The sequence below is a fragment of the Paenibacillus brasilensis genome, assembly GCF_009363115.1.
In the GTDB taxonomy this organism is placed as follows: domain Bacteria; phylum Bacillota; class Bacilli; order Paenibacillales; family Paenibacillaceae; genus Paenibacillus; species Paenibacillus brasilensis.
The window spans coordinates 2,038,209-2,051,777 of sequence record NZ_CP045298.1; the positions used below are offsets into that span (position 1 = coordinate 2,038,209).

The 13,569-nt window shown below is 46.3% G+C and carries 10 protein-coding genes; 4 read left to right on the forward strand and 6 right to left on the reverse strand.

What is annotated here, in order from left to right; all coding sequences use genetic code 11:
• The first annotated feature begins 60 nt into the window (after positions 1-60).
• Entirely contained in the window at positions 61-957 is an 897-nt protein-coding gene (locus GCU48_RS09500; RefSeq protein WP_152379838.1) for a carbohydrate ABC transporter permease, read from the forward strand.
• Positions 957-1,787 carry a carbohydrate ABC transporter permease gene (locus GCU48_RS09505; protein WP_152379839.1) on the forward strand — a complete coding sequence of 277 codons (831 nt, stop codon included), beginning with the start codon at positions 957-959 and terminating at the stop codon, positions 1,785-1,787. Before GCU48_RS09500 ends, GCU48_RS09505 begins: the two co-directional genes overlap by 1 nt.
• A 102-nt stretch (positions 1,788-1,889) precedes the next feature.
• Here the strand turns inward: GCU48_RS09505 and lepB are convergent, their stop codons facing one another.
• Positions 1,890-2,510, reverse strand: coding sequence for a signal peptidase I (gene lepB / locus GCU48_RS09510; RefSeq protein ID WP_152379840.1), 621 nt, complete (start codon positions 2,508-2,510; stop codon positions 1,890-1,892).
• 332 nt (positions 2,511-2,842) lie between these two features.
• Here lepB and GCU48_RS09515 point away from each other — a divergent pair, with 332 nt between their 5' ends.
• Both GCU48_RS09515 and GCU48_RS09520 read left to right on the forward strand, forming a co-directional pair.
• The gene (locus GCU48_RS09515) at positions 2,843-3,988 is read left to right on the forward strand and encodes a right-handed parallel beta-helix repeat-containing protein (RefSeq protein WP_244316170.1); all 1,146 of its coding nucleotides are present in this window, start codon (positions 2,843-2,845) and stop codon (positions 3,986-3,988) included.
• Entirely contained in the window at positions 3,922-5,049 is a 1,128-nt protein-coding gene (locus GCU48_RS09520) for a glycoside hydrolase family 88/105 protein (RefSeq protein WP_152379841.1), read from the forward strand. The genes GCU48_RS09515 and GCU48_RS09520 overlap by 67 nt, the downstream gene beginning before the upstream one ends.
• Before the next feature lie 69 nt (positions 5,050-5,118).
• On the opposite strand, the gene GCU48_RS09525 is transcribed toward GCU48_RS09520, so the two are convergent.
• The 5 genes from GCU48_RS09525 to GCU48_RS09545 form a co-directional block, all read right to left on the reverse strand.
• Positions 5,119-6,003, reverse strand: a complete 885-nt coding sequence (locus tag GCU48_RS09525; protein ID WP_152379842.1) for an Rpn family recombination-promoting nuclease/putative transposase — start codon at positions 6,001-6,003, stop codon at positions 5,119-5,121.
• Positions 6,004-6,101: 98 nt separating this feature from the next.
• The gene (locus GCU48_RS09530; protein WP_152379843.1) at positions 6,102-7,058 is read right to left on the reverse strand and encodes a polysaccharide deacetylase family protein; all 957 of its coding nucleotides are present in this window, start codon (positions 7,056-7,058) and stop codon (positions 6,102-6,104) included.
• A gap of 195 nt (positions 7,059-7,253) precedes the next feature.
• Positions 7,254-9,209 (reverse strand): acyltransferase family protein, encoded by a 1,956-nt coding sequence (locus tag GCU48_RS09535; RefSeq protein ID WP_152382133.1) that lies wholly within the window; start codon positions 9,207-9,209, stop codon positions 7,254-7,256.
• A 267-nt stretch (positions 9,210-9,476) separates the two neighbouring features.
• Positions 9,477-10,826, reverse strand: a complete 1,350-nt coding sequence (locus tag GCU48_RS09540) for a sodium-dependent transporter (protein ID WP_152379844.1) — start codon at positions 10,824-10,826, stop codon at positions 9,477-9,479.
• Between the two features lie 172 nt (positions 10,827-10,998).
• On the reverse strand, positions 10,999-13,551 hold the full coding sequence (locus GCU48_RS09545) for a DUF2339 domain-containing protein (RefSeq protein WP_152379845.1): 2,553 nt from the start codon (positions 13,549-13,551) through the stop codon (positions 10,999-11,001).
• Positions 13,552-13,569 lie beyond the last annotated feature (18 nt).

Below are 13,569 nucleotides of genomic sequence, written 5' to 3' on the forward strand. Positions count from 1 at the left end.
ATTATATCTCAAACGGCTTGGAGCGAAAGATCGGAAAATGTTGAGAAAAAGAGGTGTATTATGCTGAAAAAAAGGGGAATTGGGGGCAACAAGGGTAGTAAATTGGAATTCGGTTTATTCACGCTACCCGTCATCTTGTGTATTACGATTGCATTTTATATTCCGTTTTTGATGACGATACGCTATTCCCTGACCAAGTGGAACGGCATTGCCAAACATCCGAAATTTGTAGGTCTGGATAACTTCAAGCAAATTCTGCTCGGAGACGCCAACTTTGCACATGCAGCCTGGTTTACCGTCAAATATGCCGTTCTGTACATTGTGCTGGTGAACGTGCTAGCCATTTTGCTGGCGCTCGTCCTCGACATGAAGCTGAAAAGCTCGGCCTGGCTGCGGGCGGCTTTCTTTATCCCATACATCCTCAGCCTCGTGATCGTCGGATTTATCTGGAAATTCATCTTCATGCAAGGCTTTGAATCGCTGGGACACAGCACGGGCTGGGGCATCTTCCAGCTAAGCTGGCTGGGTGAGGAAGGACTCGCGTTTATTTCCATTTTGGCGGTATCCATTTGGCAATCCATCGGCTTTTACATGGTGATTTACATCGCAGGCTTGCAATCCGTGCCGGACGATCTGAAGGAAGCTGCCATTGTGGACGGAGCAGGGCCGATTCGGAGGTTTTTCAGTATTATTTTGCCGATGCTGGCACCTTCCATTACGATCTCAGTCTTCATGGCATTGACCAACTCGATCAAGGTGTTCGACGTCATTTTATCCCTGACTGGCGGTGGACCGGGAGGTACGACCTACAGTATTGCCTATGATATTTACCGGGACACGTTCCAGAACAATCTGTACGGCTACGGAACAGCCAAAGCATTGATTTTATTCGTCGCCGTGCTGATCATTACAATCATTCAATTGTCTATTTTCAAACGCAGGGAGGTTGAAGCCTGATGCAACGCAGCCGTACGGGACGTATTTTGCTGGAAGCGGGCATGATTATATTATCGCTGTTATTTCTGTATCCGCTGTTTCTCGCTATTAACAATTCGTTCAAAAGCTTCGCTGAGGTCATGACCGACGTCATTGCGCTGCCCAAGCAGTTTTCGCTGGATAACTACGTATATGTATGGCAGTTTATTAACTACCCGCGCTTGTTTCTGAACAACACGATCATTACGGTGGTCGGCCTGGCAGGTATCGTGCTGATATCCTCCATCGCCGCCTACAAGCTGGCACGAACCAAAAGCAAATGGAACTCCGTGATTTACATGCTGTGCATCATGCCGATGCTGATTCCGTTTCAGTCCATCATGCTAACCGTCCTGCGGCTGGCAAAAGATCTGAATTTGGCGGATAGCACTTGGGGGCTTGGCCTATTGTACTGGGGTTTTGGCGCACCGCTGGCCGTATTTATTTATCACGGCTTCGTGAAAGGTATTCCTGCCGAAATTGACGAAAGCGCCAAGATCGACGGAGCCTCGGGCTTCCGGCTGTTCTTTTCCGTGATTTTTCCCTTGCTGAAATCGGTCACCGCCACCATCATTATTATCGACGTGATGTGGATCTGGAATGATTTCCTGCTGCCCCTGCTCATGGTTAACGGCTCGCCCAGCACCAAAACGCTTACGCTGGCGGCTTATACCTTCGTTGGGCAGTATACATCAGACTGGCAATATGCCATGACCGCCATGGTAATGGCCGTGCTGCCTTCCATTATTGTATTTATCTTTCTGCAAAAATACATTGTCAAAAGCGTTGTTGCCGGAGCCGTCAAAGGCTGAGACAAGCATATGAATATAAAGGTGAAAATGAGGACTTGTGTATAATTAACGCAAGTCCTCTTACCTTACCCTCAGTAAATATTAGTCTTAGGCGCTCCTATATTATTTATGCTTAACCCACTGCATACTGTCCAGCGGCCAAAAAATTACATCCGCGCGGCCAACAATATCTTTTATCGAGACAAAGCCAATAGCACGACTGTCTCTACTGTTATTGCGGTGATCACCCATGACAAAAATATATCCCTCGGGAACCTTGGAGTCCGTTATGGTTCCGTTTGGGAAGTCCACATTGTTGTATAGCTCTCCCTTGGCGTGTGCCGCTTGGATGGCCTCTTGAATGTATGGCTCCTCTACTTTCTTGCCATTGACGTACAGGTTGTCGCCTTGGTACTGGATCTTATCCCCTGCAACACCAATGACACGCTTGATAAAATCCTTACTTTCCTTTCTCACATGAAATACAATAACCTCACCGGGCTTGGGATCACGCAAACTATAAATCATCTTGTTCACGACAACTCGTTCATCTGTCTTGAAGTTCGGTTCCATGGATGCTCCCTCAACGATAAATGGCGCAAATAGCAGCCAACGTATAATGAACACGAGTACAATGGCCACAACAATCGCTTTAAGCCAATCTATCATCTCACTTTTAGCTAGCGGCTGCTTTTCTAGCAATTCTTTGGATGTTGGATTCGTCAAATCATTTCCATTTCCCATGTGTTAAACCCGCCTTTTCTCACAGATTCCACTTCTATTATATGTATAATGTTTAAGTATAATCAAATTTCCCCAGTCTGGCAAAACTTCATTTTTAGTTGAAACAAAAGTGTGAACTTTTTTTCACAATCCAAAAAAAGAAATAAAAAAACTATTAATGCAAACGTTAACATATATTACACTGTGCATATGCATCTTAGAGCGTTTTGGACATAGGGTAATTGAATCTGTCACCCAGGAGGTGTCCTATTTTTTACTGGAAAGACGGCATGAGCCACTTGTACTATGCTAACTTTTTTTAAAAATAAGAGATCAAATAAGGAGGAATTTACATGTTTAAACGCAATGATCGTCCAAAACAAGGATTTAACGCTCTAAGTCTCGGTGTTTCTTTTGTTTTCGCTTCTTCATGCCTTATTGGAACCGCTTACGCAGATACGTCATCCGATATTCCTTCCTCTATACAGGCAACAGAGATTTCCAGTGCAGTTGATTCATCTGCTGTGTCCACAACGTTGGCGGCAGGCGACTTGTACGTGGCACCAAATGGTAACGTGTCCAATCCAGGTACTATATCCAGTCCTACTACGCTCGAAGCAGCACTAACGCAAATCGCACCGGGTAAAACCATTTACCTGCGGGGCGGCAAATACACCTACTCCTCAACGATCACCGTTCAGCATGGAAATAACGGCAGCAAGGGCTCCCTCAAGGGACTGGTTGCTTACGGCAGCGAAAAGCCGGTGCTTGATTTTTCAGCTCAAGCCTTTGGTTCAAGCAATCGGGGACTTCAGCTTAACGGAGATTACTGGCTGGTCAAAGGGCTTGAGGTCAAAGGGGCCGGGGATAACGGTATCTATATTGGCGGCAGCAATAACCGGATTGAAAATGTGGAAACCCACCACAATCGGGATACGGGACTCCAGCTTGGACGTTGTTCCACTACCGCCCCCGACAGTGAGTGGCCTTCAAACAATCTGATTTTGAATTCCTACTCTCACGATAACGCTGATCCCGATAATGGTGAGGATGCCGACGGCTTTGCCGCCAAGCTGACTGTTGGACCAGGCAATGTGTTTGATAACTGCCTGGCTGCGTACAACGTAGACGATGGCTGGGATTTGTTTAGCAAATCCGAAACAGGTCCCATCGGTGAAGTAACCATTTTGAACAGTGTCGCTCACCACAACGGACAGACCTCCGATGGAACGTCTACCGCGAACAGCGACGGCAACGGCTTTAAGCTGGGTGGAGACAAAATCAAAGTCAACCATATCGTGAAAAACAGTATTGCTTTTCAGAACAAGAAACACGGCTTCACCTACAACAGCAACCCCGGCAGTATTACGTTGACCAATAATACCTCGTGGGACAATGGTCAAAGTAATTTTGCTTTTGAGGTGACTGTATCATGGCAAATCCAATATCACAACCAACAGCCAATCCGACAAAAACAGATTCTTGGGCTGTTCGCATGAGCGACTCTGTATTGGAACGGAGTCCTGAATTTTATGAAAAATGGGAATATGATCACGGTGTCATTTATAAAGGTCTGGAATGGGTCGGCGAACTGACAGGCGATCCCAAGTATATGGAATATGTAAAAAAACATATGGATCATTTTGTTGACGAAAATGGCGTGATTCAGCGCTATAAAGTAGATGAGTACAACATTGACCACGTCAATAACGGCAAGCTGCTTTTCCCTCTGTATCATGCTACAGGGGATGAACGGTATAAGAAGGCAGCTTACCAATTGCGCAGCCAGTTGGAAAAACACCCGCGTACCAGCGAGGGCGCATTCTGGCATAAGCAAATCTATCCATACCAAATTTGGCTGGACGGCCTGTACATGGGTGCGCCGTTCTACGCTGAATTTATCCGTGAATTCGGAGATCCGTCAGAGTTTGACGATGTGACCCTGCAATTCAAGCTGTGCTACAAGCATACACGTGATCCTGAAACGGGTCTGCTCTATCACGCTTGGGATGAGAAGCTTGAGCAGCCTTGGTGCAACCCGCAGACAGGCTGTTCCAAAAACTTCTGGGGACGCTCGATGGGCTGGTTCGTCATGGCACTCGTTGATGTGCTGGACTTTATTCCGGAGGATCATGCAGATCGTCCTGCCTTGATCAAGATGCTGACAGAAACACTGGAAGCCCTGCTGAAGGTCCGCGATGGAGCTAGCGGTGTCTTTTATCAGGTACTCAATCTGGGCCATGTAAAAGGAAATTATCTGGAAGCGTCCGCTTCCTGCATGATTCTATATGCTATCGCCAAAGGCGTGCGCAAAGGCTATCTGCCAGAGCATTATCACCAAGAAGCGGAGATTATCCGCAAGGGAATTATTGATGAATTTATTACGATTACCGAAGAAGGACTCGTGAATCTGAACAAAACGGTGCAAGTAAGCGGCTTGGGCGGTAAGGATCGTCGAGACGGTACATTCGCCTACTATATCAGCGAGCCTATTGTAACCAACGATCCTAAAGGTATCGGAGCTTTTATTCAGGCGATGGGTGAAGCAGAGCGGATCTAAAGCAGAAAGCAACTGCATATGCTGCAATGAAAAGGACGAGGCTAATGATTCTCGTCCTTTAGTGATCCATCATTTATTTTTCAAATCCAGAATCTCTGACTCAGACAACCCAGAGGCTCTTGCTATAATGGAGACCTCGACTCCCAAAGTAAGAAGCTCTTTGGCCATTTCAACCGCCTTCTTCCGTTTACCTAGAGCCTCACCACGAGCCTCACCACGAGCCTCACCACGAGCCTCACCCTCAGCTAGTGCTCCTTCAATCATAGAAGCTTCATCATGCAAGTATTTCTGTCTATCCTCATATAATCGTCGGGCTTCTGTATCCTGACTAAGAAATTCTAGCGTATCCATTGCTTTCTTTAATACAGGCTCATTCATCTTCAGCACCTCCCAATTGGATTTGTCGGCACCCTTTAGAAATAGTAACCAGTTGACCAATCCACCATTTTCAACGGGAACCGCGTGATCGTCCAGTTTTGGCAACTCCAGAAAATGTAGCTCAATATCATCAATTAACGGGATACCACTGCGATCTTCCCGTAAGTGAAATACATTATGGTAATGCTCGTTGGGAAGAAACGAGTAATTCAGAATGTTGATGGTGACACACTTCTTCAGCAGCTTATAGGACTGACCTTCCTGCAATTGTCCGCTATAAAGCTTACTCCAATAAAATAGTGTTCGCTTTTCTGTGTCATACTTATTGAATAACTGCATTTCTACATTAATCAATTCGCCCTCATCCGTCTTTGCATGAATATCCAAGATGGATTGCTTATCACGAGGGGCATCTTTCTCCGTATAAGGATTGAGAAGAATAATTTCTGTTAGAGCAGGCTTTCCAGCTTCGATAAATGTTCTATTGAGGAAGGTCAACAGGACATCACGGTTTTCCTCACTGCCGAAAATACGTTTAAATAAAAAATCATTTCGAGGATTAAGCAACTCAGCCATTTGTATCAACTCCGTTTAACATTAGTATACCACGCTGAGAAACCCTTAGACATACACTACACAGGAACGAACAAATTGTTTTTTGTATCATCGATTATCTACTTCATAATCTTAAATTCATATCCCTGTTTCTTTAGATACTCTATAATTTGCGGCAAAGCTTTTGCAGTTTCTTCCTTGCCATAGGTATCATGCATTAAGATCACGGCCTTTTCCCGACCTTTTACTGACTTTATGAATTGGTTTACTAATGCGGCTGCTTTCTTGGGCTTACCCTCTGCATCTTTGTTTAGTACGTTCCAATCTACTTGATGGTAATCCTTTTGAAGTAATACTTTATCCAATGCAGCCATCCCCTGCGGATCTCTTCTCTTCCATGTCATGTGTCCACCCGGGAATCGGATCATTCTTGTAGAGAAGTCCGGTCCCAGAATACTCTTTAAGACCTGATTGTCCCTCTCAATATCCTGCATAACACGGTCTACATTTACTTTCCTGTGAGGATACAAATACTTATAATTATGTGAATACGTATGATTTCCGATCGCATGACCTTCTTTAACGATTCTTTTGACAATGTTTCTTGTGTGTTCATTTTCATTGGCTTCCTTGCCTACGATAAAAAAGGTTGCCTTTACCTTCTGTTTATTCAGAATATCCAGTATTTGAGGTGTTACCGTTACGGATGGTCCGTCATCAAAAGAGAGATAAGCTACCTTTTTCCCATTCGCACCATCCGGCAATTGCCCGAGCATTTGCTGGTTTAAATACTTCTCAACAAAAGCACCGTCTTCAACGTCGGTTTCGTCTTTTGATATAGCTGCTTTACCCTTTGAGTCCGCATTTGCTTGTACTTTTGATGGATCATGCGCTACGGAATCTGTCTTTTGGGCAAGCTCCTGCGTTTGTGCGGGTGATTTGCTGTCTGAGACCTTTATCGTAATAAAAGTAATACAACCTACTACAAATAATAAAATAGCAACCAACATGAGTCTTCTTCTGTTTCTTCTTGAACGGTGCTCGCTTGCCCTACTATGTGAATAGCCCTTTTCCATTAGCTTATGTACCTCCACACCACGTTTGATATTCTCTAAATATAGACATATTTACATAGGTTACTTTACCACAAAGTGCGCTCCCCTTTGGAGTCTCAACCTAAAATAAGAAAAACCACCGGATCAGGGGACAACCTACTCCCGGTGGCTTTTTCACTTACCTTGCTTAAAGAAGTTTATGAGCATGATTGCTAATTATGAAGATTGCTTCGTTAGGGCCTGAGCCAACAAAGACGCATAGGCTTTGGCGCCCTTGGGTTTCAAATGAACTCCGTCATGTTCAAAGTACGAGTTTTTACCAGAGCTGGCTCCGTACCAATCAATCATTGTAATTCGCGGGTCCTGAGACGCTGCTTCGGCAAGATGCTCGTTCACAATGCTCTCCCACGGCCGAGGCACACGGGTATTCACGAGTATAATACGCTTCGCATCCTTCAGACTGTCCAGCAGATTGGATAGCTGGTCCTTGGTAAAAGCGCCGTTCGTGCCCAGCTCAATAATAACCGTCTTTCCCAGCTGCCCATTCTGTCTCAGCTGCTCCAGTACGGCAGGCGCTTCCGCCATCTGACGGCCGATCCGCCCATCTACAACAGCGCCTGGAAAGAATTCCTCAATGTACGACTGTACATCCAGCATGACAGAGTCCCCAATCGCAGTCACACTTGAACCGTCGACTGTCATAGGCGCAGCCTGTTGGGTTGAAGTATCCGACGTTGTCTTAGCGTTGTCGGTAGTCCCTTCCTTGACCGTCGTGTTCTTAGACGTTTGAGGTCCGGTCGAGGCTGAAGTCGGCAGCTTGCTGCCTTGGGAAGCTTGCGGCGGCTTGATTTGAGGCTCCTTGGAAGCGACGGATACCGTGCCATGAAGCGGCGGCATCGCCTTTGACTTGGCAATAGGCTTCTCATCGCTTGATGCTGCCTGGATCGTTGCGTCCGGAGACGCCACGTATAGGTGAACGGTGCCTGCAAGAACGCCTACAAAAAGCATAGATGCTGCGGTTGTAGGAATCCATCTCCACCGTGCCTGTCTGCGAACTGCTGAACGGATTCCCGCAAGCCAGCTACGGAATCCTCCGTGGCGGATCGGCTCCTCGATATATTTAAACGAGAGAGACGCCAGCAATACGGTGGCTAACAGTTGTACAATGATTCGCACAACATGCACACCATCGGTATCCACCTGAGGTGTCGTCAGCGTGATGACCGGAACATGCCATAGATACAGCCCGTAGGAACGGGCGCCAATCCAGCGCAGTGGCTTGAGTCCCAGCAGTCGGCCAAGATGGCTGACCGGATGTGCCAACGCTGCGACTACAAGAGCAGTGACCAGCGCTATGCCTAACAATCCGCCCCGATACAGAGACGGGTCATATTCATTCGAGGCCCACGCCCAGTGACAGAGCAGCAGCAAGCTAATTGCGCCGATGCCGTCCAAAAGCAACCGTGCCTTGGCAGATGCCTGCTCTTTCAGTTTGCCGCTCGGCCATATCAGGGCCAGCGCTGAACCGATGAGCAGAGTGAATCCACGCGTATCCGTGCCGTAATACACCCGGCTCGGATCGCTGCCCGGCACATAAAGCACGGCCATTAGAAGCGCAGAGATGAACGCCAGACACGTCACCCAGCCGGCAAGCACACTACGCTTGGGCATGTATTTTAGCCCAAGCGCCAGCAACAGCGGCCACAGGATATAAAATTGCTCCTCCACTGCCAGCGACCACAGATGCCCAAGTGGAGAAGGTGGCCCAAAGCTTTCAAAGTACGAAACCTGATGAAAAATAAACCACCAGTTGCTCATATAGACTAAAGCGGCAGGAACATCTCCGCGCAGGGCGGTAAGCCGTGACGGATCGAAAAGCAACGAGCACAGGACAATGACAGCTACAACCGTCAACATGGCAGGCAGCAGCCTTCTGGCACGACGCAGCCAGAAATCTTTCATTTTAAAGCTATGATATGTATCCCACTGACTGACCAAAATATCGGTAATCAAATACCCTGACAAAGTAAAAAACACGCCTACACCCAACAAACCACCCGGCAACCAGTCCGGATTCAGATGATACACAATGACTGCGATGACCGCCAGCGCTCTTAACCCATCCAAACCTGGCATATAACGACGTTGTGATGACAGCCGATTCAATTCCATTTCAGCCGCCGTCCTTCTTGCAAATTCAAGCTCCCTGTCTGTTCCAATGCTCTTCTGCCCTTTCTCTCCTGCACATCGTCCGTGCAATGCCCTATAGCCTTTTTATTCATTATATAAAACTTCATAATCGTAATGATTTCATTGAAGTTAAAATTAATGACAATGTTTTTATTATATCACTCCTTTCCACACTTAGGTAAGTCGTGATAGATATACAAAAAAAGGTATCTCCTCCCTTAGGAAGAAATACCTTTTTACTGGTTTGGCTTAAAATTTGATAATTCCTGAGGTGTGCAGGAAGACAAGCAACATCAGGACCGGTGCAACATACCGAAGACCGAACAACCATACGCGGAACCAGAAGGGTTTGAGATTTGCATGCTCACCCGCAGTCTTCCAGTAGTAGCCTGTGAATATAACAATCAACAAGCCGCCTAACGGCAAGAAGATATTAGAGGCTGTGAAGTCAACGAAATCAAAGAAGGATTTGTCACCAACTTTTAATTCCGGAACCAGCCCCATGGACAATGCAGAAGGGATACCCAGCAGCAAGCACAGGATAGATACGACGATAACCGAACGAACCCGGCTCCAGCGGAACCGTTCCATAACATAGGCTACGGGTACTTCCAGCAAGGATACCATAGAACCCAATGCAGCAACCGCCAGCAGTACGAAAAACAAACCGCCGAAGAAAGCGCCGAAAGGCATGGCAGAGAATGCAGCCGGTAAAGCAATAAAGACCAGAGACGGCCCTTGAGCCGGGTTAATGCCAAAGGAAAAGGTTGTAGGGAAAATAATCATGCCTGCGATAAACGCATAGATTAAATCCCCGCCACCAACTGCCAGCATGGCTCCACCCAGCGATTGTCGACGATCCACATAAGCACCGTAAGTGACCATAATCCCCATCCCTAGTGAGAGCGAGAAGAAGGCATGTCCCAAAGCAACCAATGCAGACTCTATACTAAGCTTAGAGAAGTCAGGGTTCAGAAAGAAGGATACACCCGCACCTGAGCCTGGCAGCATAAGCGCATTTACCATTAACACGAGCAACAGAATAACCTTGGCAGGAATCAAAATTTTATTGAACTTTTCAATCCCGTTCGATACCCCGAGGGTAACTACGATGGACGTAAATGCAAAAACAACTAGCAGCCAAACCAACGGAGCGTAGCCCGATGAAAAGGAAGCAAACTGTCCAGCAAAATCCTTATTTGAAAACAGACTTCCACTAAATGCCTCTACGGCATAGTGCAGTGTCCAGCCTCCTACAATGGCATAAAACGATAAAATAACAAACGGCACGATAACAAACATAATGCTCATCTTGCCCCATATCGGATGACCGCCTACTTTTACCATCGCAGAAGCAGCACTTCCCCGACCCGCACGGCCAAGCGCCAGCTCTGCCAAAAGTACAGGCAAACCTACAAGCAACAGGCAGACAATAAACAACAAGAAAAATGCAGCTCCGCCATATTTCCCGGTAATATACGGAAATTTCCATATGTTACCCAATCCTGCTGCACTCCCGATCGCTGCCAATATGAATCCGGCCGACGAGAAGCGTTCATTCTTATCTGACAGGCTATTCTGCCCCTTGCTCAAACTCATTATATCCCCCTCATTCTCTCTACTTCCGCATAAACATAAGCATGCGTACATAAATAATTTTTACTCATTATAGCGTAAGTAGGATGTAAGGTCATACAGAATTTTTCACTATTATCGAAATTATTTTCATATTGTTGAAAACCTACACATTCCAACAAAACTCTACATAAAACTACATTTTTTCTTCGACATCCTTCTTTATAACGGCCTCTCCCATGCGATTGGATACTTTTTGATAAATATACGAAATCGCCAGTAGAACCACGCCAAAGGAGAAGTAAGCTACGATGGTGCTTCCTAATGTTAACAGATGTAGATCATACAAAAGCAATTTACCTGTCGACAGCAGGGTCAGTCCCAGACCAAATCTGCGAATGTAGACCAACCGCTTGAGGAAGCCGTATACGATATACAGAATCGCCAGCAGCAGATATACCAGACTAAACATAAGACCTGCATCCCCCAGTTGGAACTGAACTCCGAGAAAAGCGGTAATAATGCCCAGCAAATATACCCCCATAATGACTGGATACAGCTCTGTACTTCTATAATGGCGTGTCATCAGCGCGTTCAGGAAATCCCTGCTGCTGAAGAATACCAATACATTAAAAGCTGCGAGTACCGCTAGCGCCACATAATCAGCAGCCGTATTTTGCGCGTAATCTCCATGCAAGGTTGGAATCGCTACCGTGGCCAAGAGTCCCAGCGCGTAGCCTATGACGTATAGAATCAGGCTGTAATATTGAATCACCCGATCGTACAGCAGCTTCACTTTAGGCAGGAAATACGCCAATACCAGCGATACGCAGGTGTACAGCAATACCTTGTATAAAGTATAGTGTGTAAAATTGTCCGACACGAAGATGTTGTACCAATGCCCGGCTTCATATAAGAGGTAGCAGTACACGTTCACCAAGGTTAGATATTTAAATCCTTGCATGATACGCATTTCGGACAAACGATTGTTTTTGAAAGCATCCGGACGGCTGAATTGAATGGCATAAAAGACAGTAACAACCAACATCCCCAGCGTAATGAGTGTATATTTAAGCCCAAAATAATCCGTCTCAAATCCTGACAGCAGGTATATAGGAAAATCGACGAAGAAGAATGCACCCAGACACAGTAATAAAATGCCCCAGCCTGCTCGCTCCAATTCCTTTAATCGGTAATGGCGCCCACACAATGTCAGAAGAACGGCCTCGATCAACCAGCCCATGGATAGCCATCTGACTCCAAACTGGAACGGAATCATGAGAATGACAAAGGTCAGTGAAGTCGCATAAAATAATATTTTGGTCTGTTTCTCCTCTGGAATATATCGACTAACCCAACGTCCCAATCCCCCATACACCAGGCAAAAGACGAACGCCAGCAAGCCTTTGTAATCATCCAGACCCGCATCACCAAAGAGAGAGTACAGAACGCTGCAGCTCACGACGGTATTCAGAGCCAGCAGGGAGAAATCCAGCCATGACAGCTTTGCTTTCAAACGGAACGGTACCCACAGCGTCATACCGAGGTACATCGCAAATGTAATAACTGCATACAGCATGCTCGCTGCGGCGCTTTCCGATAACCACGCCAGCACAATCATCAAAGGCGTATTAAGCAAAAAGCTGATATATTGCACAATGACCCACCGTTTGCGCAAGGATACGAGCAAAATGAGCAGGTTTAACAGAAACAGATAGCCCATAGCGATATAAACCGCGTTCCCTTCCAGCCCGTTCGCAGCCATATAGGAAAACAGCGGGAGATATCCCCCTACTAATCCAAAAGAGCAAATCGTTCGCGATTCATACCTTAACGACAATAGCACAGCGGTTACCGTAACCAGCACGGATAAGCCGATGCCTGTATACATCCCTATGATTTCCAATAAAAAGTAGCTGTAAAAAATAGATCCATACAGTACGGAAATCCCGCCGCCCAAAATACCGAGCGCAAAGGTCTGCTTTTGCTTGCGGTACAGCCAATCACCGCTGATTAGCATCAACGCTCCCAGCAGAAAGAAGGCTACGCCCTTCATATTTCCTGTAAACCAATTCGAATATGAATATTTAAAGGCGGCTCCTACACCCAGAATAATGAGCAAAATTCCCAGCTTGTTGATCCAGTTCAGGCCTAGCTTCATTTCAAACTGATTTTGCTTGATGCGCTTCTGCATCGTTTCTTCGCTGATCTCTTCTTCCTGAAGTTGCTCCAGTCCATTCGTCGTATGATGAAGCAGATTTTGCTCAGCCTCTTGGAAACGTTGGCGTTGCTTCATGATTCGGTCACGGATCTCCTCCGAGAACAGTCGCAATCTGGCGACGATTTCCTCCTGATCCTCTTTAAGCTCATGCGTGGCTTGCTGAATAAGGTGATCCACCCGGTTCTTAGCCCCATACTCAAAGGCTGCCAGCCGATTTTGCCCGTCTGTTATTTTGGAAGCAAAATAGGTCTCCAGCTTTTCACGGGAAATGCGGATCATATTCGCCTTTTCACTCAGCATTTGCTCCGTTAGCGAAGTGCGCAGCTTCCCATTCTCCTGCTCAATATGTCGCACTCGCTCCTCCAAATGAATACAACGAGCCTGATATTCCTCAAATTTTTGTCGCAGTACCTCATTCTCCAGAATGACATCCGAGGCTTCATAGTCCGCAATTAAGGTTTGATACTCCTTGAGCAGCTTGTTCTGTTCCTGGCGAATCGTATGTAAACGATCTTTAAAATCCTCCATGTTTTCCTCCATCGCTGT